19 protein-coding genes are annotated in these 19,141 nt (G+C 71.5%); 9 read left to right on the top strand and 10 right to left on the bottom strand.

Annotated elements, in window-relative coordinates; translation table 11 throughout:
* Positions 1-189: 189 nt before the first annotated feature.
* The 4 genes from EER34_RS03750 to EER34_RS03735 all read left to right on the top strand — a co-directional run bounded on the left by EER34_RS03750 (position 190) and on the right by EER34_RS03735 (position 3,475).
* Positions 190-708, top strand: coding sequence for an SRPBCC family protein (locus EER34_RS03750; RefSeq protein ID WP_164743435.1), 519 nt, complete (start codon positions 190-192; stop codon positions 706-708).
* Between the two features lie 246 nt (positions 709-954).
* Positions 955-1,800 (top strand): polyphosphate kinase 2, encoded by an 846-nt coding sequence (gene ppk2, locus EER34_RS03745; protein ID WP_127473212.1) that lies wholly within the window; start codon positions 955-957, stop codon positions 1,798-1,800.
* Entirely contained in the window at positions 1,800-2,732 is a 933-nt protein-coding gene (locus tag EER34_RS03740; protein ID WP_127473211.1) for a diacylglycerol/lipid kinase family protein, read from the top strand. Before ppk2 ends, EER34_RS03740 begins: the two co-directional genes overlap by 1 nt.
* 62 nt (positions 2,733-2,794) lie before the next feature.
* Entirely contained in the window at positions 2,795-3,475 is a 681-nt protein-coding gene (locus EER34_RS03735) for a phosphatase PAP2 family protein (protein WP_127473210.1), read from the top strand.
* Positions 3,476-3,521: 46 nt separating this feature from the next.
* Here the strand turns inward: EER34_RS03735 and EER34_RS03730 are convergent, their stop codons facing one another.
* Entirely contained in the window at positions 3,522-4,253 is a 732-nt protein-coding gene (locus EER34_RS03730) for an anti-sigma factor (protein ID WP_127473209.1), read from the bottom strand.
* Positions 4,240-4,797 carry an RNA polymerase sigma factor gene (locus tag EER34_RS03725; protein WP_127473208.1) on the bottom strand — a complete coding sequence of 186 codons (558 nt, stop codon included), beginning with the start codon at positions 4,795-4,797 and terminating at the stop codon, positions 4,240-4,242. The genes EER34_RS03730 and EER34_RS03725 overlap by 14 nt, the downstream gene beginning before the upstream one ends.
* A gap of 254 nt (positions 4,798-5,051) precedes the next feature.
* Here EER34_RS03725 and EER34_RS03720 point away from each other — a divergent pair, with 254 nt between their 5' ends.
* Together EER34_RS03720 and EER34_RS03715 are read left to right on the top strand one after the other, a co-directional pair.
* A complete protein-coding gene (locus EER34_RS03720) occupies positions 5,052-5,639 on the top strand; it encodes a fasciclin domain-containing protein (protein ID WP_127473207.1) in 588 nt (195 codons plus the stop codon).
* A gap of 111 nt (positions 5,640-5,750) precedes the next feature.
* Positions 5,751-6,494, top strand: a complete 744-nt coding sequence (locus tag EER34_RS03715; RefSeq protein ID WP_127473206.1) for an EI24 domain-containing protein — start codon at positions 5,751-5,753, stop codon at positions 6,492-6,494.
* A gap of 55 nt (positions 6,495-6,549) precedes the next feature.
* On the opposite strand, the gene EER34_RS03710 is transcribed toward EER34_RS03715, so the two are convergent.
* The gene (locus EER34_RS03710) at positions 6,550-6,828 is read right to left on the bottom strand and encodes a GlsB/YeaQ/YmgE family stress response membrane protein (protein WP_127473205.1); all 279 of its coding nucleotides are present in this window, start codon (positions 6,826-6,828) and stop codon (positions 6,550-6,552) included.
* A 248-nt stretch (positions 6,829-7,076) separates the two neighbouring features.
* On the opposite strand from EER34_RS03710, the gene EER34_RS03705 reads away from it, so the two are divergent.
* Together EER34_RS03705 and EER34_RS03700 are read left to right on the top strand one after the other, a co-directional pair.
* Positions 7,077-7,895 carry an inositol monophosphatase family protein gene (locus EER34_RS03705; protein ID WP_205791346.1) on the top strand — a complete coding sequence of 273 codons (819 nt, stop codon included), beginning with the start codon at positions 7,077-7,079 and terminating at the stop codon, positions 7,893-7,895.
* 115 nt (positions 7,896-8,010) lie between these two features.
* Positions 8,011-8,961 (top strand): sugar kinase, encoded by a 951-nt coding sequence (locus EER34_RS03700; RefSeq protein WP_164743434.1) that lies wholly within the window; start codon positions 8,011-8,013, stop codon positions 8,959-8,961.
* A 27-nt stretch (positions 8,962-8,988) separates the two neighbouring features.
* On the opposite strand, the gene speB is transcribed toward EER34_RS03700, so the two are convergent.
* Genes speB through EER34_RS03680 form a run of 4 tightly spaced genes read right to left on the bottom strand, consistent with a single transcriptional unit; the run spans position 8,989 to position 14,601 of the window.
* Positions 8,989-9,954, bottom strand: a complete 966-nt coding sequence (speB, locus tag EER34_RS03695) for an agmatinase (protein ID WP_127473203.1) — start codon at positions 9,952-9,954, stop codon at positions 8,989-8,991.
* A 44-nt stretch (positions 9,955-9,998) separates the two neighbouring features.
* Positions 9,999-11,597 carry a thiamine pyrophosphate-binding protein gene (locus EER34_RS03690; RefSeq protein ID WP_127473202.1) on the bottom strand — a complete coding sequence of 533 codons (1,599 nt, stop codon included), beginning with the start codon at positions 11,595-11,597 and terminating at the stop codon, positions 9,999-10,001.
* 14 nt (positions 11,598-11,611) lie between these two features.
* Positions 11,612-13,282, bottom strand: coding sequence for an amidohydrolase (locus EER34_RS03685; protein ID WP_127473201.1), 1,671 nt, complete (start codon positions 13,280-13,282; stop codon positions 11,612-11,614).
* Positions 13,279-14,601 carry an MFS transporter gene (locus EER34_RS03680; protein ID WP_127473200.1) on the bottom strand — a complete coding sequence of 441 codons (1,323 nt, stop codon included), beginning with the start codon at positions 14,599-14,601 and terminating at the stop codon, positions 13,279-13,281. The genes EER34_RS03685 and EER34_RS03680 overlap by 4 nt, the downstream gene beginning before the upstream one ends.
* A 214-nt stretch (positions 14,602-14,815) precedes the next feature.
* On the opposite strand from EER34_RS03680, the gene EER34_RS03675 reads away from it, so the two are divergent.
* Positions 14,816-15,712, top strand: a complete 897-nt coding sequence (locus EER34_RS03675) for an Lrp/AsnC family transcriptional regulator (protein ID WP_127473199.1) — start codon at positions 14,816-14,818, stop codon at positions 15,710-15,712.
* 96 nt (positions 15,713-15,808) lie between these two features.
* On the opposite strand, the gene EER34_RS03670 is transcribed toward EER34_RS03675, so the two are convergent.
* The 3 genes from EER34_RS03670 to EER34_RS03660 are packed head-to-tail and all read right to left on the bottom strand — an operon-like array spanning position 15,809 to position 18,935.
* A complete protein-coding gene (locus EER34_RS03670; RefSeq protein WP_127473198.1) occupies positions 15,809-17,545 on the bottom strand; it encodes a carbohydrate-binding domain-containing protein in 1,737 nt (578 codons plus the stop codon).
* A complete protein-coding gene (locus tag EER34_RS03665; RefSeq protein WP_127473197.1) occupies positions 17,527-18,318 on the bottom strand; it encodes a polyphosphate polymerase domain-containing protein in 792 nt (263 codons plus the stop codon). The genes EER34_RS03670 and EER34_RS03665 overlap by 19 nt, the downstream gene beginning before the upstream one ends.
* Entirely contained in the window at positions 18,315-18,935 is a 621-nt protein-coding gene (locus tag EER34_RS03660) for a DUF4956 domain-containing protein (protein WP_127473196.1), read from the bottom strand. The genes EER34_RS03665 and EER34_RS03660 overlap by 4 nt, the downstream gene beginning before the upstream one ends.
* Positions 18,936-19,141 lie beyond the last annotated feature (206 nt).

Raw genomic sequence — 19,141 nt, 5'->3', positions numbered from 1 at the left:
ACGTCGCGGACAGCGGCATCCTACGCCCGTGGCCTCGCCGCCGCATCAGCCGGAGCGTCAGGCGACGGTGTGCGGCCGCCGCGCCGACCTTGCCCGTCAGGCGGAGTGCGCCGTACGCTCTCGACCGTGGAGAACCACGCTCCTGGGGGGCGAGACCTCGATCGACGGTCGGCGACCGTCCGGTTGCGCGTGAGAGCGACCGAGAGCCGCTGGGCCCGCCGCGTGGTCGTCGACGCGACGGTCCCCCATCGGACAGAGGCGGTCTTCCCCTATTTGGCCGACCCCGATAAGTGGCACGACTTCGCGCCCGCCGTGGTCTTCCGGAGGCGGATCGACACCGGGCCCATCCGGGTCGGCGCAACGTGGATGGCGACCGACCGCATCGGCCCGTTCCGGATCCACTTCATCGACCGCCTCGAGGCGCTGGACGAGAACCGGCGCGTGGTCTGGCTGTCGTCGGCACCCTGGAACTCGCGCGTCGAGTACGCCTGCGGACCGTCCGCCGACGGCACGCGCATCCGCGCGGACTACGCCGGGGAGCTCAGCGATTCGCTCCGCTGGCAGCTCGGCTGGGTCCCGGGGCGGGTGATGCAGAGGATCCTGGCGCGGGACTTCGTCCGGCTCGATCGGCTGCTGACGCACGATGCCCGTGCGGCCGGCCGCTGGGAGCTGGGGCACCCCGCTTCTGCGGACGCCGCCGGACGCTGACACGTCACGGCACGGCCGGTGCCCTCGCCGATCCGCCCGCCGTTGTCAACCCTTGCCTCCCGCAGCAGGGCCCGGCGTAGTGTGGGCGCCGCGGCGAACCAGTGCACCGGGCATCGACTGGGATCATCACGATCGCACCCGCACGCTGTTGACCGCCGCGACGTCGCATCGACGAGACGGAGCCCCCGCCGTGTCCGGCGTGGGTGCCGAGGATGCGCGCTCGCTCTCCCGATGTGAGGTGAAGTGATGTCGAAGAAGAAACCCGCGAAGTCGTCCGTCAAGCGCATCCCCAAAGGTCCGTACAAGGACGAGCTGCAACGGCTCCAGGTCGAGCTCGTCGACATGCAGCAGTGGGTGGTCTCCTCCGGCGCTCGGGTGCTCGTGATCTTCGAGGGCCGGGATGCCGCGGGCAAGGGCGGCGCGATCAAGCGGGTGCGGCAATACCTGAACCCTCGTCATGCCAGGGTGGTCGCGCTCCCGAAGCCTTCGAAGGAGGAGCGCGGGCAGTGGTATTACCAGCGATACATCGCGCGGCTCCCCGCCGCCGGCGAGATCGTCCTGATGGATCGCTCGTGGTACAACCGGGCGGGCGTCGAGCGCGTCCTGGGCTTCTGCACGGACGCGGAGTATCAGACATTCCTCCGCCAGACGCCGATCGTGGAGCACCTCCTCATCGAGGACGGCATCATCCTGATCAAGTACTGGTTCTCGGTCTCCGACGACGAGCAGCAGGCCCGCTTCGCGTCGCGGCTGGAAGATCCGCTGCGCCGGTGGAAGCTGTCTCCGACGGATCTCGAGTCGATCCTCCGGTGGGAGGACTATTCCCGCGCGAAGGATGCGATGTTCGCCGCGACCGACACCACGGAGTCGCCGTGGTGGACGGTCGAGAGCGACGACAAGCGCAGCGCGCGCCTCAACGTGATCAGTCACCTGCTGAGCAGCATCCCGTACCAGAGCCTCGAATCGGACGACGTCGAGATCCCCGACCGGCCCGGCGCGGACGACTACGAGCGCCCGCCCGTCGATCAGTTCCGCTACGTCCCCGACATCGCCGCCGACCTGGGCGGCACGAAGAAGCAGAAGGGGTCCTGATGCGGATCGCGATCGTCTGGAATCCGTCGAAGACCGAGAAGGGCGCGCTCGAGGCGGGACTCGCCGACGCCGTCGGCGAGTCGCCGGTCGAGGTGGCGTGGTGGGAGACCACCGAGGAGGATCCGGGGCAGGGCGTCGCCGCGGCGGCGCTCGCCGGCGGTGCGGAGCTGCTCGTCGTCGCGGGTGGCGACGGCACGGTTCGGGCGGTGGCGGAGCATCTCGCCGACGTGTCGGCCGATGTCAAGATGGCGATCATCCCCCTCGGCACCGGCAACCTCTTCGCCCGGAACCTCGACGTCCCCATCGACGATGTTCCCGCGGCCTTCGTGAGGGCGATCGCCGGCGAGGCACGCACCGTCGACGTCGGGTGGGTCGAGGTGGAGTCGACGGCCGGGTCGGAGCGGCACGGCTTCGTCGTCATGGTCGGGTTCGGCATCGACGCCCACATGATCGCCGAGACCGACGACGCCCTGAAGGACAAGGCGGGGTGGCTCGCCTACGTCGAGTCGCTCGGACGCGCGCTGTCGGCCAGCGACGTCATCCCGTTCACGATCGCCGCGGATGACGAGCCCGCGAGGAACGCCGAGGCGCACACGTTCCTCGTCGCGAACTGCGGAACGCTGCAGGGCGGTGTGACGCTCCTGCCCGAAGCCGACCCGGCGGACGGGGAGCTGGACTACCTCCTGCTGAGCGCCGAGGGGCTCGCCCAGTGGATGGGGACGCTGAAGACGATGATGTGGGACAACGGGCTGAAGCGGCTGATCGGCAAGTCCGACGATGTCACCGACACCGACTCGCTCGAGCACGGCCGGGCATCGAGCGTCACCGTCACGCTGCCCGAGCCGCGCGCGTTCGAGATCGACGGCGAAGAGGTCGGCGAGACCACCGCGTTCACCGTCACGATCCAGCCTTCCGCGATCCGGGTGAGGTGACGGATGCCCGGACAGCTGCGCGGCCCTGACACCGGCGCCGAATCGACCGGAGTCGAGGCACGATGACTGCGAAGATCGCCCGCGTACAGCCTCCCCACGAGCGCCCCGATCTCTCGCGGCTCACGCCGATCATCATCGGCGCGGCCGCCACCATCGCCGCGATCATCGTGCTGTGGGTGGTGACCTCGGTCCGCCGGGACCAGCCGTTCCCGGTCGACCTCTGGTGGCACGAGCTGATGGTGGCGAACCGGACGGATGCCGGACTCGTCCTCGCGTGGATCCCCGGCCACCTCGGCGGCCCCGTCCTTGCCGCCGTCACCGGCCTGGTGATCGTCGGAACCCTCCTGATCCTCCGGTGGTGGTGGGCTGCCATCACCGTCGCCGCGGCCCTGGTGCTGTGCATCGCGATCGCCGCGCCGCTCGCAAGGGTGGTGGCGCGGATCCGGCCGGAGGACTCGCTCGCCGAGGTGGTCCCGACATCGTTCCCTTCGGGTCACGTCGCGTTCGCGGCCGCCATGGCGACGGTGCTCGCGCTGCTGTTCCGCCATTGGCTGTGGTGGTTGCTCGGAGCGGTGTGGGTCCTCTGGATGGCCTGGAGCCGCACCTACCTCGCGGCGCACTGGCTGACCGACGTCATCGGCGGCATCTTCCTGGGCGTGGCTGTGGGGATCCTGGCGTGGGCGGTCGTCGAGACGATCCGCCGGCGCCGTGCCGCGCGCACCGCGACCGCACCGCCGGACTGAGCACCATGCCGCCCGGCGCCCGGGCCCGAGGGCCGCAGCGGCGCCCTCACGCGGGTGCGAGCTCTCCGCGGACGATCGAGTTGCCGGAATGGAGGGGGTCGCCGTCGAGCGGTTCGACGGAGATGTCGACGAGGCTGTACTCGGTCAGGTCGATCCCGGCAGGCACCGTGAAGGACCCGGCATCGCCCTCCAGCACACCGAGGCTGATCAGCGCGGACGCGTCGCCGCGGATGAGCCACACCTCCCGGTAGCCGTCCGGATCGGTGTCGCCGTCGAGGGTCACGGTGAGGCGGACGGTGCCGTCTCGCGACTCCTCCGCGACGGCGGTGCCGGCCGCGCCCTGATGCTCGGGGAAGGCGATGAGGGATGCCGCGGCCACCTCTGTCGGGAGCAGCGTGCGCGACACCGTCCACGCGCCGGCCGCGATCGCCACGACGAACGCCAGGCATGCGGCGAGGACCCAGGCGGTCCGCCGGCGCCGCCGGGGCCGGGCGGCGGGCGTGGGCTCGGCGGCGCTGCCAGGGCCGGGTTCCGGGTCCGGTGCCGTGTGGCGTGCGCCGAGCTCGAGCTCGTCGGCGATGCGGTCCCATACCCGCTCGTGGGGGACTTCGAGGTTCGCGCCGTCGACCGCCGCCCGGCCCACGACGGCGGCGTGGCGCAGCGCGGACAGGTCCGCGGTGCACGAGGGGCACGAGGCGAGGTGCGCGCGATCGGCGTCCGTCTCGACGGGCTCGTCGAGCGCGAGCAGGGCGAGGAGCTCCGGGTCAAGGTGCGACACGGGAGGCCTCCAGACGATTGCGCATACGGGTGAGACTCCGCCGGATGTGACTCTTCACGGTACCCAGCGGCATCCCCAGCCGATGGGCGATCTGCTGGTGGGTGAGGTCGTCGAAGAACGCCAGCCTCATCACCGCCTCCGCGTCGGGCTCGAGATGCTCGAGCTCGCTCGCCAGCAGCAGGGTCTCGGCGAGATCGGGCGGCTCGCGCACGAGGTCGTCGGGGCGGGTGATCCGCTGGATCTCCGCCTGTATCGCGCGGACCTTGGCGCGAGACTCGTGCGTGTCGGCGATGCGGCGCTTCGCGATCGCGATCAACCAGGTCGAGAGGCGCCCCTTGTGCGGGTCGAACGTGGCCCGCGAGGCCCACGCCGACACGAAGGTGCGCTGTGTCACGTCCTCGGCGTCGCCGCGGTCTCCGAGAGAGCGGAGTGCGAGCGTGTAGACCACGGGAGACCACCGCCGGTAGAGCTCCTCCAGAGCGCGCTCGTCGCCGGCGGTGAAGCGCGCGTCGAGAAGCGCCTCGTCGTCGGCGTTCCGGTCCATGCGATCCTCGCTCCCCGATCCACGCTAGCCCTCGGCGGTCGTCCGCACAGTGGTGCCGCCGTGACGCGGTCGGCCGTCGAGAAGGGATTCCGCCGCCGATGACGTGGCGGATGCACCTGGGCCCGATCGATTCCCGAACGTGCTCCTCCGCACGATTCGCCGGAAGGTGCATCCGTGCCGGCCCTCGCGGGGGAATACCCCAGTGCGCCCTCCATCGGGACGGCGTGACGTCATCGCATCGAAGGAGCTGAACGATGAAGAAGACCCGTATCGCCGTGGCGGCGGTCGCCGCACTCGCACTGGTGTTCTCGGCCACCCCCGCGCACGCGACCGGCGGCACGCCGTCGCGAACGATCGTCGACGTCGCGGTGGCCGCGTCCGGAGGCGGCACTCCGGACGGCAATCCGCGGGACTACGACATCCTGGTGCAGGCAGTGCTCGCCACGGGGCTCGACGGCGCCCTTGCGGACACCACGCAGAAGTACACCGTGTTCGCGCCCAACGACCGAGCCTTCCTGCGACTCGTCACCGATCTCACCGGAACCGCCCCGGCCAGCGAGGCGGCGGCTCTCGCGACGATCACCTCGGCCTTCACGACCGAGCAGATCGCCGACATCCTGCTCTACCACGTGGTCGCGGGCAAGAAGCTCGGCCCGGTGAAGGTGCTCATCTCGCGGTCGCTCACCATGGCGAACGGCGGTGTGGTGCAGCCGCGCGGCATCACCCTGCGCGACGAGACAAGCTCACTGCGGGATCCGCGGCTGGTGCTGTGGGCGCTCAACATCCCGGCGTCCAACGGCGTCATCCACACCATCGACCGGGTTCTCGTCCCGGCGCCGTAGTGGTTCGCCCCCAACGGGCCGCACGGCCTCCCTGGGTCCGTCGACGCGCATCCCCGAATGCTGCGTCGGCGGGCCCGTCCCGCGTTCGGCGCTCCGCCTACACTGGACCGGATGCGCGAATTCGCCCGAGGAGCCGTCCTGCTGGGTCGCGGGTTCGCCTACTGGCCTCGCCGGCCGGGCCTCATGGCGCTCGGCCTTCTGCCCGCTGCGATCGTGGCGGCGTTCTTCCTCGCAGGGCTGGTCGCGCTCGGGGTTTCGCTCCCGGGCATCACCGAGGCGGTGACCCCGTTCGCCGACGGATGGCCCGGCCTTTGGGCGACCGTCATCCGCGTCGCGGTCGGCACCGCGCTCATCGGTGGTGCGCTGGTGCTCGTCGCGGTGTCGTTCACCGCGCTCACGCTCCTCATCGGAGAGCCCTTCTACGACCGCATCTGGTCGGCCGTCGAGGCCGATCTCGGCGCCGACGACCTCACCGCCGACGACGGCTTCTGGCGATCGCTCGGCGACGGGCTGCGGCTCCTCGTGCGCGGCCTGGCCGTCGCTCTCGCCGCCGCGTTGATCGGGCTCGTGCCGGTGGTGGGCGGAGTCGTCGCCACGGTGTTCGCCGTCGTCTTCACGGGCTGGCTGCTCGCGTACGAGCTGACCTCGCGTGCGCTCACCGCGCGCGGGCTCGCTCCGGCCGATCGGCGGAGGCTGATGCGCCGCCACCGCGCGCGGGCGCTGGGCTTCGGCGTCGCCACGCAGCTCTGCTTCCTCGTGCCGCTGGGCGCGGTCGCCACCATGCCGGCAGCTGTGGCGGGAGCGACGCTCCTCGCTCGATCGTTCGTCGAGGACTCTCCTGCACACGCACGGTAGCCGGCGACGGGCTCGCCGCCCGGTCACCGGCTACCGCGGTGGGATCCTCCGAGGATCAGGCGCGTGCGGCGCCGCGGCGGGCGAAGAACACGTAGAGGCCGAGCACGATGATCGAGCCCAGAATCGAGCCGATGATGCCGGAGGGCTGCAGGAACCCGCCGTTCGGGTCGCTTCCGAAGATCAGGAATCCGAGGAAGCCCCCGACGAACGAGCCGACGATTCCGAGCACGATGGTGAGCAGGATGCCGAGGCTCTGCTTTCCGGGGATGATCGCGCGCGCGATGAGGCCCGCGATGAGGCCGATGACGATGAGGCCGAGAATCGTCCAGAGCATGATTTCTCCTTCGGGTTGTGCGCGCCGTCTGGGGGGTGCGGCGCACGCACTGAGATGCGGATGACAGGCTAGGGCGGGGTCGCCGAACCTCGATCTGCCCTTCCGCTCAGCCGCTCGGGGCGGTACAGTGCCGTCCTCGCGATGCCCGGTCATCTCGCGTTTCCGGCGATCGGGAGAGTTCTCCGCGCGACCGGCGATCGTGACGCCCGCTGCCGGGCACCGTTGCGCGGGGCTGGTTGACTGGACGAGTGACGATCGGTCGGGAGCCCGCGGAAGCACACACGGATGCCGATGTGGCTGTGCGCGCGGCGCGGGCGGGCGCCGCTGTCGCCCGAGCCCGCTACGGCACCGGCCTGCGACGCGTCGAGCACGGCGGAGTCGACTTCTCGACGGACGCCGACGTCGCCGCGGAGCGGGCCATCCGCGGCGTCCTCGCCGAACTGCGGCCCGGTGACGGGATCGTCGGCGAGGAACTCGGGGCGAGCGGCGGGGCTGCCCGGCGCTGGCTGGTCGACCCGATCTGCGGCACGCTCAACTTCGCCGCAGGGCTGCCGCTGTTCGCCGTGAACGTGGCGCTCGATGTCGACGGCGTCACCGCCGCGGCGGCTGTCGTCGACCCGGTCGCGGAGGAGACGTACTGGGCCGACGGCGCGGGCGCATGGCAGCGGGATGCCTCAGCCGTGGCCGGCGGCGGCACGGACCGGCCCCTCGCGCCGACCCCGGCCTCGCGGCTGGTGACCGTCAACCTCGAGAGCGGCTACCCCGGTCCGGTCGTCACGCGGCTGCTGGTGGACGAGGCGTTCCGCTCCAGGTTCAGCCCGCGATGCCTGTCGAGCACGCTGGCGCTCGCATGGGTGGCCACCGGCCGGCAGGCGGGCTACCTCACCGGCGGCGAACTCCGCGGCAGCGTGCACTGGACCGCCGCGATCGCGCTCTGCCGCGCCGCCGGCGCGGTCGTCACCAACCTCGCCGGTGGAGAGCTGCACACGGGCGGGCACGGACTGATCGCCGCTGCCGATGCCGATACCCACGCGTTCCTGCTCGAGACACTGGAGCGGCTGCGCTAGCCCGCACCGGACGCGGACTGTCGACCCCTGTCGACGCACGCTCCCGGCGGTAGCATCGGACCGGCGGCGCAGGAGGCGCCCGTGCCCTCCGCCGTCATGGGTGAGGGGAGTGCGCGTGAGCGACGTCGAGCTGTGGTGCGTGGGCGAAGCCCTGGGGCTCATCGACCCGTGGTCGATCGGGCCGCTCTCGGCGACGAGCGCGACTCGGATCTCCTTCGGAGGTCCCGAGTCCAACGTGGCGATCGCCGCGACGCGCCTCGGTCTGCGCGCCGGATGGGTGGGCGTGCTCGGGCAGGACCCCTTCGGCCGGATCGTGCGTGACGGCATCCGCGGTGAGGGTGTGACGGTCATCGCCCGGACGACCCATGCCGCGTCGACCGGGCTGATGGTCAAGGAGCGTCGTCTCGAGGACCGCGTGCGGGTGACCTACTACCGCACGGGCAGCGCGGGATCGATGCTGGGCCCGTCCGATGTGGTTGCGCTCCCGCTGCGCCCGTCGAGCGTCGTCCACACGACCGGCGTCACGATGGCGATCTCCGAGTCGGCTCGCAGGGCCGCCGTGCAGGCCGCCGATCTGGTGGAGTCGGTGGGTGCGCGCCTGTCGTTCGACATCGACCACCGGCCGGGGCTGATCAGCCCGGCCGACGCGGCCGAGCTGTATATGACGATGGTCCGACGCGCGCAGGTCGTGTTCGGCAGCCTCGACGAGTTCCGGCTGCTGCTCGGCGGAACGCCGTCGGTCGACGAGGTGATCGCCGCGGTCCTCGCGCTGGGACCGAAGGAAGTGATCATCAAGCAGGGCAAGGACGGCGCGACCACCGGTGCCGCCGAAGGACGGTGGGATGCCGCCGGCCACCCGGTGCGGGTGCTCGACCGGATCGGTGCCGGCGACGCGTTCGTCGCGGGGTACCTCTCCCGCCGCATACGCGGGGGGACGATCGAGACGGCTCTCGAGATGGCGAACTCGTGCGGTGCGCTGACCTGCATGGTCACGGGCGAGTGGGAGGGCGCGCCCACGCTGCAGGACGTCGCGCTGCTCGAGAGCGGCGTTCCGGTCGACCGCTGAGCGGAGCATCCGTCCGCCCTGCGCCGTTCAGGCGCGAGCGCCGCCGTGCGTCGCGATCCGGGCGGCCATGAGCGTGACGAGCTCGTAGACGACGTGACTCGCTGCGATGCCGGTGACCTGGGCGTGGTCGTACGCGGGGGAGACCTCGACCACGTCCGCGCCGACGATGTCGCAGACGCTGAGGCTGCGGAGCATCCGGAGCAGCTCACGGCTCGTCATCCCGCCCGCCTCCGGCGTTCCGGTGCCGGGTGCGTGCGCGGGATCGAGCACGTCGATGTCGATCGAGACGTACACCGGTCGATCGCCGAGGCGGCGCAGCATCCGGTCGATCGCGGCCTCGACTCCCTGCGTCTCGATGTCGACGCTCGAGACGATGGAGAAGCCGAGGCGCTCGTCGTCCTCGAGATCCTGCTTCGAATACAGCGGGCCGCGCGTGCCGACGTGGCAGCTCGCCGTGAGGTCGATGAGCCCCTCCTCGCTCGCGCGGCGGAACGGCGTGCCGTGCGTCACGGGAGCGCCGAAGTAGGTGTCCCACGTGTCGAGGTGCGCGTCGAAGTGCAGCACCGCCACGGGGCCGTGCTGCTTCGCCACTGCGCGCAGGAGGGGCAGGGCGATGGTGTGATCGCCGCCGACGGTGACGATGCGCTGCACCCGCCCGCCGAGGTCGAGTGCCGCACTCTCGATCTCCTCGACGGCCGCGTCGATGTCGAACGGGTTCGCCGGGATGTCGCCGGCGTCGACCACCTGCGCCGCCGAGAACGGCGACACGTCCTGCGCCGGGTTGTAGGGACGCAGCAGGCGCGACGATTCGCGCACGTGCGAAGGCCCGAAGCGTGCGCCCGGGCGATAGCTCACCCCGGCGTCGAACGGGACGCCGACGATCGCGATGTCGGCGCTCGCGACGTCCTCGATGCGGGGCAGTCGTGCGAATGTCGCGATGCCGGAGTAGCGCGGGTTGGCGGATGCATCGACAGGGCCGATGTTGTCGGTCATGACGTTCCTCTCGTCTCGATGGCCGCTCGTGGCGGGTTCGGTGTTCAGGTGGCCTGCGGCACGTGCACGAGCTGCACACCGCCCGCCGCCACCGCGGCGTGTATCGCGTCGGCGATCTGAAGGGCGGACTCCGCGCGTCGGCCGGTCGCACCGAACGCATCCGCGAGGGCGACCCAGTCCGGCTGGACGAGGTCGACTCCGATGGGGCGGATGCCTCGATCCACCTCGTTCTGGCGGATCTCGGCGTAGCCGCCGTTGTCGACGCACACGACGGTCAGGTCGAGGCCCTGCTCGACGGCGGTGGCCAGTTCGTTGACGCAGAACATGAGCGCGCCGTCGCCGATCACGCAGACGACCGGGCGCTCGGTCTGCGCCACGCGGGCGCCGATCGCGGCGGGCAGCCCGTACCCGAGCGTGGCGTAGGTGGGGGTGTAGAGCATCGAGTGCGGGCGCGGCTGGCGCAGCACGTTCGCGAGCCCCAGGTACACGATCTGCGACGAGTCGCCGGCGACGATCGCGCCGTCGGGCAGGGCCGCGGCGATGACCTCCGCGAGGGCCGCCGTCTCGGGGGCGGCGGCTCGGATCTCGGCGGTGATCGCGGCGCGGAGTTCTTCGAGATCCGGCTGGGCGCGCCCCGAGGCGGGGAGGGCGGCGAGGAGCGCCTCGACGACGGCGGCGCAGTCGCCGGCGATGCCGACCGTCGCATCGAGGTTCTTGTGGAGCTGCGCGGGCGAGATGTCGACGCGCACCACCCTGCCGCGGGCGGCCAGCGAGGGAGCCCACAGCTCCGCCTCGCCCAGTTTCGAGCCGAGGACGATGAGCACGTCGGCCTCCTCGGCGACCTCCCGCGCGGCGGCGAGGCGCAGGTTGGAGCCGAGCGAGAGCGGATGCCGCTCATCGACGGCGCCCTTGCCGTTGAGCGTCGTCACGACCGGAGCGCCCAGCCGCTCGGCGAGCGCGGTCACCTGCCGCCCGGCGCGCGCGGCACCGCCGCCGGCGACGATGACGGGCGACTGCGCGGTCGCGATGAGGGCCGCCGCCTCGCGGACGGCGGCCGCCTCGCCGCGCGCGGGTGCCGGCGCGGGGCGCGCCGCCCGCGCGTCGGCCGCGACCTCGGCAGGCGCTTCGAGCACATCCAGCGGGACCTCGATGTGCACGGGGCGGGGCCGGCCCGACCGGAAGAGCGCGAACGCGTCGTGGACGGCGTCGACGGCATCGGCGGCCGTCTCGACACGACGCGACCACTCTGCGATCGCGCCGACCATCGCCGTCGCGTCCTTGGTCTCGTGGAGGGTGCCGATGTCGCGGAACTCCGCGCCGAGCGGGACGCCGGGCGAGATCACGAGCAGCGGACGGGACTCGCAGAACGCCGTGCCGATCGCGCTCATCGCGTTCTGGAGTCCGGGTCCCGACGTCGTGATGACGACCCCCGGCAGCCCGGTCTGCTGCGACCATCCGTCGGCGGCATAGCCGGCGCCCTGCTCATGCCGGCTGGTGACCGCGCGGATGCCGAGCTCGGCGAGCGGGCGGTAGAGCTCGAGGTTGTGCGTGCCCGGGATCCCGAAGATCGTGGTCACACCGTACGCGCGGATCGTCTCCAGGATCGCGCGTCCCGCGGTGTCGGCGTACTGCTGTGCGGTCATCGGTCGGCCCTTCGTCAGGCGGCCCGGTGGCGACGCTCGCCGCCGACCCAGGTCTCGAGCACGGCGATCTTCGCGATGTCCTCGTGCGCTGCCGTCAGCGGGTCGTCGCCGAGCACGGCGAAGTCGGCGTACTTCCCGACCTCGAGCGACCCCAGATCGTCTTCGCGCCCGAGCGACACCGCCCCCTCGATGGTGTGGGCCCGCAGCGCGGCCGATGCCGACACCCGCAGGTCGTCGGCGCCCAGCTTGTGGCCCCGTCGTGTGACGCGCGTCGCCGCGGTCTGGATGGCTTCGAGCGGGAGCGGCTCGGCGACCGGCGCGTCCGATGAGATCGTGAAGGGCACGCCGGCGGCCTCGAACTCTCCGAGCGGGTTGAAGCGCTCGCCGGGGGTGCCGATCGCCTGCTCGACGCCCTCGCCCCAGTTGAAGTAGTGCTGAGGCTGGTTGACCGGCCGGATGCCGGAGGCGGCCATGCGGCGGATCTGCTCGGGCGTCGGCAGGCCACAGTGCTCGATGCGGTGCCGGGCGTCGGCATCGGGACGCTCCTCGAGTGCCGCCTCGATCGCCGAGACCACCATCTCGATGGCCGTCGGCGACTGGGCGTGGGTCGCGGTCTGCAGTCCCGCCGCGTGCGCCTTGCGGATGAGCTCCGCATAGTCCGCCGGCTCGTGGTACAGCTGGCCGGTGCGGCACGGATCGCCGACGTAGCCGTCGGGAAAGTAGGCCGTCCAGCCGCCCAGCGTGCCGTCCGCGTAGAGCTTGATGCCGGCGAAGCTGAGGTGCGCGTTGCCGAACTGCCCCACGAGGCCCATCTCCAGCGCGTCGTCGAGGAGGTGCGAGAGCAGGTACATCGACACGCGCACGTCGAGGCGTCCGGCCTCCGCGAGGCGCAGGTACATGTCGAACTCGCGGCGCGACACCTGCGCGTCGCCGATGGTGGTCACGCCTCCGGCCAGGAACCGCTGCGTCGCCACGTCGAGCTGACGCAGGTGCTCCTCCGGCTCGTCGGCCAGGTGGAAGTTGGGGCCGTGATGGCCGATCTTCACGCCGTGGACTCCCGTGAGCATGTTGCACGCGGCATCCGAGATCTCTCCCGTCAGCTCGCCCTCCGCGTCGCGGAAGATCTCGCCGCCGTCGGGATCGGGAGTGTCGCGCGTGACGCCGTTCTTCGCGAAGGTGAACGAGTTGACGACCCCGCCGTGACCCGACGCGTTCATGAGGTACACCTCGCGGTCGGTCGCCACCGCGTCGAGTTCGAAGCGGGTGGGATGCCGCTGCTCGGCCAGGTTGCGGTGCTCGTAGCCGTAGCCGCGCACCGGTCGGCCGGCCGGGAGGCGTTCCGCCGCGGCCCTGAGCAGGGCCACGATCTCGGGGATGCTCGACGCCTTCGCCGGCCCGCAGTCCACCCACGTCATCAGCTGGCCGTACATCAGCGGATGGGCATGGGCGTCGACGAAGCCCGGGACGATCACCGCGTCGCCGAAGTCGACGTGCTCGGCATCCAGTCCCGACCGCTCGGCCACCGCGGCGCACTCGTGGCGCGTGCCCGTGGCGAGGACCCGGCCGCGATCGATGAGCATCGCGGTGGCGGCGGAGTCGCCGGAGTCGAGGGTGCGGATGACGCGCGCGGTGACGAGGCGGGTGACCGACTGCGACGGCCGGTCGAAGGCTGCGAGCTTCCTCATGCGACGCGGTTCGTCGTGGTGTCGGTGCGGGCGGTGAACGATTCGGTCACCGGTGCCTCGTCGGAGTGCTGCGGCGCGAGCTTCGTGCAGATCGCCGCGAGCACGGCCATGCCCGTGAACATCGCGATGACCGACCACACGCTGCCCGTCCACGCGATCAGCTGCGTCGCGAACCAGGGGGAGAAGCCCGCCCAGATCGCGGCGCCGACGCCGTAGGACAGTGCGAGCGACGTGTAGCGCGCCTGCGGGCGGAACATCTGGGCCAGCAGGGCGGCGAGGGGGGCATAGGTCGCGCTCATCGCGACGCGGGTCAGCGAAGCGAACAGGAAGATGAGCGGAGCGACCTCGCCCGGCAGGATGAGCAGGAACGGCACGAAGGTCAGCACCGACGTCGCGAGACCGATGTACATGATGTTCTTGCGGCCCCACTTGTCTCCGAGCCACGCGACCGGCAGGGTCACCACGAACTCGATGAACGAGGCGATCGTCATCGCGTCGAGGATCAGCTGGGGGCTCATCGCGATGGGCTCGCCGGTGGCGTACGCCGTGGCGAAGGTCGTCGCGAGGTAGTAGCCGCCGGTCGAGATCGGCAGGATGCCGATGCCGAGGAGGATCGGGCGCCAGTTGACGCGCAGGGCGTACGCGAGGGGCATCGACTGCTTGCGGCCCTCGATCTTGCTCTCGAAGACCGGCGACTCCTCGACGCGGTAGCGGACCCACAGGCCGACGGCGATGAGCACGATCGACAGCAGGAACGGGATGCGCCATCCGCCGTTCATGATGAAGTCGTCGCCGAAGCGCGACATGATCGCGAAGATGCCCGAGGCCAGCAGTGCGCCGGCGGGGTTGCCGAGCTGGGTGAAGCCGCCGTAGAAGGTCTTGGACTTCTCGGGGGCGTGCTCGACGCTCATGAGAACCGCACCGCCCCACTCGCCGCCGACCGCGAGGCCCTGCAGCGCACGCAGCAGGATCAGCAGGATCGGGGCCAGGATGCCGATGCTCTCGTACGTCGGGAGGCAGCCGACGAGCACCGTCGCCACGCCCATCAGGAGAAGCGTGATCACGAGGGACACGCGCCGGCCGAGCTTGTCGCCGATGTGGCCGAAGATGATGCCGCCGAGGGGCCGCACGAGGAAGGCGACCGCGAACGTGGCGAACGCCGCGGCGGTCTCGGCGAGCGGGTCGCCGCTCGGGAAGAAGAGGGGTCCGAAGACCAGCGCGGCCGCCGTCGCGTAGACGTAGAAGTCGTACCACTCGATGGTGGTGCCGACGAACGCGGCGAATCCTGCGCGCCGTGCCCGGGTGGAGGTGGAGGTCATTGCCGCTCCTTCGCGGTATGTCGAGTTGCGTTGGATGCTAGGGAGCCCGGAGCGGCATGGCAAGCGCACAACTCCAGCACGGGACGCTGTTCAGTGGACTTCTGGTCGTCGCGGATGCCAGAATCACGCGGAGCGTCCTATCAAGCGGTTCCTCGACTGGACTATTGTCGTCCGGGTCAAGCGTTCCACGGAAAATCGCCGATCGACGGGAATCATGGACTTCGACGCCGAACTCATCCGCGCCCTCCAGGTCAACGGGCGCGCCAGTATCCACTCGCTCTCGACCGAGCTGGGCCAGTCGCGCGCCGCCGTGTCGGCCCGCCTGAACGCGATGCTCGCCGACGGCACCGTCCGTGTCGTCGCGGCCGTCGACCCGGTCTTCCTCGGCCAGCATGTGCTCGCCCATGTGTCGGTCCGCACCGACGGCCCCGCCGAGCCTGTCGCCCAGCACCTGCGCGGTGTGAGCGAGACCGTCCTCGTCTCGGCCGTCGGCGGAGCGCACGACCTGGTCACCGAGGTGCGGCTCGGATCGATGTCGGCCCTCCACGACCTGCTCGCCCAGTTCCGCGCACTGCCTCGCGTGGCCGACATCAATACGCTGATCTACTCGACGGTCGTCAAGGGCTTCTTCGTCTCCGACTACCAGGGCGACGTGACGATCGACGCGACCGACACCGCCCTCATCGAGCAGCTCCAGCGCGACGGGCGCAAGAGCTTCCGCGCGCTCGGCGAAGCGGTGCGCCTCTCGCCCTCGGCGGTGACGACCCGCGTGCAGCGGCTCATCGACGGCGGTGTCATCAAGATCAGCGCCGTCGAGGCGCGCGGGCTCGCCCATCGCCAGCTCTCGATGGGCGTCGGCCTGAGCCTCACGGGCGACGACGACACGGTCATCGACGCGCTCCGCACCTGGCGCGGCATCGACTTCGCCGCACGGACGCTCGGCCGCTTCGACGCGATCGCGACACTCGTAGAGCCCACCGCAGGTGCGCTCTACGCGAGCCTCGAGCGCATCCGCGCGCTGCCGGGGGTCGCACACCTCGAGGCCTGGTTCCACCTCGCGGTTCTCAAGGAGGACTATGCCCGCACGCTCCGGCCGGTGGTCGCGGGCTGACACGCGGCACGCGCTCCGAGACGCGGGCGCGCGCAGAACCGGCGCAGGCGGAACCGTGCACCCGGTCCCGCCCACGCCGGCAGCCTGCGCCGTCGCTCAGGGCCGGCGTCCGCCTCCACCCGGTCCGCCGGTCGACGCGACGCCGGTTCCCTCGGTGGCGGTGGCCGCGATCACGCCGTCGACCGCGATCGAGTAGCTCGCGCCGTCCTCGAGACCCGGGCCGCTGTAGAACACGGCCGCGAAGGACTGGTCGGCGCTGAACGACGCGATCACGCTGCCCGCGGCATCCGTGATCTCGATCGTGTCGCCGACCGAGCCGCTCGCGGTGCCGGCGACCCACTGCTGCGCCCCGTCGGGGGTCTTCAGCACGCTCCCCGCGACGAAGAGCTCGCCGCCGTCGAGCGTGACGGCGCCGTTCGCGTCGACGGCTCCCTGCCCTCCGGCCGAGCTCGGTCCCGAGACCGTGGTCGTCCCGCCGGTGATCGCGATGGAGCCGTTCGAGTCGAGGCCGTCGCCGACCGCGGCGACCCGCACGGTTCCGCCTGCGATGGTGATCGTCTCGCCGGTGTCGGTCTCACCCCCGCCGCCCATGCCGCCCTGGCCGTCCGTATCCGAGGAGGCCGCGCCGCTCGCGGCGTTGATGCCGTCGTCGCTCGAGGTCACATCGACCGCGCCGCCCGCGACGACGACGCTCTGCGCCTCGAGGCCTTCTACCGCGTCGGTCACCGTCACGGCCCCGTCGCGGATCTCGAGCGTCTGCTCGGCATGCACGCCGTCGTCTCCGGCCGTGACCGTCACCGAGGCGCCGCCGAGGCCGATCGATCCGTCGGAGTGCACCGCGTCGTCGGCCGCCTCGACGGCGATCTCGCCGCCGTCGAGCGCCACGACCACGCCGGCCGAGATGCCCTGGGGCGAGGCGTCAGCGGCGCTGCCGGAGGTCCCGGCGGTGAGGTCGAGCGTTCCTCCGGTCACGACAACGTCGGTCGCCGCGGCGAACCCGTCGTCGCCGCTCGTCGCGGTGATGTCGCCGCCCGCGACGGCGATGAAGCCCTGCGTGACGTCATCCGCCTGATCGCTCTTGAGCGCATCTCCGCCGGCGGCGAGGTCGAGCGTGCCGCCCTCCACCGTCAGCGAGTCCTTGCCACGCAGGGCATCGTCGGCCGCGTCGACGGTCACCTCTCCGGAGAGGACGACGAGGTCGTCGGTCGAGGTGATCCCGTCGTCGCCGTTGCCGTCCACGGCGAGAGATCCGGTGCCCGAGATCGTCAGGTCTGCGTCGCTGTAGATCGCTGCGTTCGCCTCGGCGTCGTCGGCGTAGGACGAAGCATCCGACACCGTGTTCTCACTGCCGTCGGCAAGCACGATCGCGACATCGTCGGCGGTCTGCACGGTGATGGCGGGTGAATCGGATGCCGCGATCTCGGCGTCGTCGAGGAGCAGCACGACCTGGGCGTCGTCGGGCGCGGCGACGAGCACCTGCCCGTCGAGCGAGCCCGAGAGCCGGAAGACCCCGGCCGCGGTGATCGTGACGGTCGAGCCGTCGACCGTCACGGCGGGCGAGTCGGAGGACGCCGTGACGCCGGTGAGGTCGACGTCGACGGCATCGTTCGCCGACCACTCGTCGTCGTTCACGGTGGTGACGTCGGCGTTCGCCGCGAGCACCGCGTCGGCATCGAGGTCGGAGTCGATGGTGACGGCCGCCTCGGTCGTCGTCTCGTCGACGGCGGACGTGGTCGGCGTGGTCGAGCCGGCGGTGGCGGTCGCGCATCCGGCGAGCACGACGGCGGCGAGGGTCAGGGGGACGGATGCCAGGATCAGGCGGCGACGGAGCATGATTCCTCCTCGGAACGATGGTCGGGTGAGAACAGGCCGCGCAGGAGGCGGGCCCAGCGGTTGCGGGGGAGTTCGCGGTGGAGGGCGGCGAGGCCGGTCGCGTATTTGCTGACGGGCGCGGGGCGATGGCCGGTCCGCCACAGCAGGCGATCGACATCGGAGGCCGAGGAGCCCGACTTGGTCTCGACGATCGCGACCCCCGGGAGCCCGAAGCCGCTCCCGTCCGGCTCGATCCATGCGAGCCCCGTGTCGACGGTGGCCCGGGCCGCGCCGTCGGCGGAGAGGAGCGTCGCCCGGCTGTACCGGGTCGTGAGCGTCGCTTCGAGGTCGCCGGCGCGGTCGGCCTCGACCCCGATCGCCTCGAGGGCGTCGCCGACGTGGTGGCGGGCATCCGGTGTCAGTTCTCCTCGGAGGGCGAGCTCGTAGTCGTCGCGCTCCTTCACCGTCGTGCCGCGCGCGCCCCGGGTCTTCAGCTCGAGGTACGCGGAGCCGGTGTCGAGGTAGCTGCGCGTGCGCACCTTGAACCGCCGCCGGCGCGGCTGCGCCGCCATGCGGAAGCTCAGCAGGTCGGGGGTGTCGAAGTAGACCGACTCGTACGCGAAGGCGCGGCGGCCTTCGATCTCGAGTACGCGGGTGCGCTCGTCGAGCCGGGAGAGGACGCGGTCGACGTCGGCGGCGGGGACGACGTACTTGCGGTCCAGGCGGGTGAGGAGGGATGCCTCGGCGACGAGCTCGTCGAGTCCGACGCCGTCGAAGCGGTCGAGCGCGCTCATCGCCCCGCTCCCTGCAGGCTGCGCGTCTCGGACGGCGCAGCGGAGGCGAGGGCCGCTCCGGCGCCGCGTCGTGGAGCCCGGAACCGCACGTCGACGAGCGTGGTGTCGTTGACGAGGTCGAGCTCCTGGACGATCAGCGAGGTGACCGGTCCGCCGAGGCTGGTCTCGAGCTCGGCGCGCAGCTCGTCCTCGTCGGCGACGGCGCGGTCGAGGCGCACCACCTGGTGGCGGCTCCGAGCCAGCAGAGCCGGGTGGTCGGCGGCCCACAGCGCGGCGAGGACGAGCGCGATGAGGCCGGCGACCGGCCAGGGGTCGGTCTGGGGGAGGCCCGCGACGAGCCCGATCGCAAGGGCGGCGAAGTAGTACGCGACCTCGCGCTGCGAGATCTCGGACGACCGCAGCCGGATGATCGACAGCACGCCGAACAGCCCGAGCCCCAGGCCGAGGGCGACCTCGGCGGTGCCGAGCACGGCGGCCACGGCCATCACGCCGACGTTCACGCCGAGGAAGGCGACGACGAGGTCGCGCCGGTGGTGGCGGCGGTAGTAGATCCCGAAGCTCAGGATGGTGGCGGCCACGAGGTCGATGCCGACCAGGATGAGGGCGCTGGGGGTCATGGGTTCCTCCCGGATGTCTGACTGTCTGCTTCCATCCGAACGCCCGCGCCTATGCGGCTGCTATGCCCCGCGACGGCGCCGCCTACGAGGGGATACGGACCCGACGTGGGGCCGCCGTCGCCGGACGCTGTGCGGCGGCAAGGGATCCCGGGTCTTGACGGCAATATCTGTTGGGTACAAAACTATGTGGACAACATCCGATCTCG

The organism is Microbacterium sulfonylureivorans (assembly GCF_003999995.1).
In the GTDB taxonomy this organism is placed as follows: domain Bacteria; phylum Actinomycetota; class Actinomycetes; order Actinomycetales; family Microbacteriaceae; genus Microbacterium; species Microbacterium sulfonylureivorans.
Note: the sequence above shows the minus strand (reverse complement) of the source record. Positions and strands in the feature narration are given on the sequence as shown.

Excerpts from the sequence above, each read along its gene's own strand:
- ppk2 (WP_127473212.1), top strand. The coding sequence starts at position 955 with ATGTCGAAGAAGAAACCCGCGAAGTCGTCCGTCAAGCGCATCCCCAAA.
- EER34_RS03740 (WP_127473211.1), top strand. The coding sequence starts at position 1,800 with ATGCGGATCGCGATCGTCTGGAATCCGTCGAAGACCGAGAAGGGCGCG.
- EER34_RS03735 (WP_127473210.1), top strand. The coding sequence starts at position 2,795 with ATGACTGCGAAGATCGCCCGCGTACAGCCTCCCCACGAGCGCCCCGAT.
- EER34_RS03725 (WP_127473208.1), bottom strand. The coding sequence starts at position 4,797 with ATGGACCGGAACGCCGACGACGAGGCGCTTCTCGACGCGCGCTTCACC.
- EER34_RS03720 (WP_127473207.1), top strand. The coding sequence starts at position 5,052 with ATGAAGAAGACCCGTATCGCCGTGGCGGCGGTCGCCGCACTCGCACTG.
- EER34_RS03715 (WP_127473206.1), top strand. The coding sequence starts at position 5,751 with ATGCGCGAATTCGCCCGAGGAGCCGTCCTGCTGGGTCGCGGGTTCGCC.
- EER34_RS03710 (WP_127473205.1), bottom strand. The coding sequence starts at position 6,828 with ATGCTCTGGACGATTCTCGGCCTCATCGTCATCGGCCTCATCGCGGGC.
- speB (WP_127473203.1), bottom strand. The coding sequence starts at position 9,954 with ATGACCGACAACATCGGCCCTGTCGATGCATCCGCCAACCCGCGCTAC.
- EER34_RS03690 (WP_127473202.1), bottom strand. The coding sequence starts at position 11,597 with ATGACCGCACAGCAGTACGCCGACACCGCGGGACGCGCGATCCTGGAG.
- EER34_RS03685 (WP_127473201.1), bottom strand. The coding sequence starts at position 13,282 with ATGAGGAAGCTCGCAGCCTTCGACCGGCCGTCGCAGTCGGTCACCCGC.
- EER34_RS03680 (WP_127473200.1), bottom strand. The coding sequence starts at position 14,601 with ATGACCTCCACCTCCACCCGGGCACGGCGCGCAGGATTCGCCGCGTTC.
- EER34_RS03675 (WP_127473199.1), top strand. The coding sequence starts at position 14,816 with ATGGACTTCGACGCCGAACTCATCCGCGCCCTCCAGGTCAACGGGCGC.
- EER34_RS03670 (WP_127473198.1), bottom strand. The coding sequence starts at position 17,545 with ATGCTCCGTCGCCGCCTGATCCTGGCATCCGTCCCCCTGACCCTCGCC.
- EER34_RS03665 (WP_127473197.1), bottom strand. The coding sequence starts at position 18,318 with ATGAGCGCGCTCGACCGCTTCGACGGCGTCGGACTCGACGAGCTCGTC.
- EER34_RS03660 (WP_127473196.1), bottom strand. The coding sequence starts at position 18,935 with ATGACCCCCAGCGCCCTCATCCTGGTCGGCATCGACCTCGTGGCCGCC.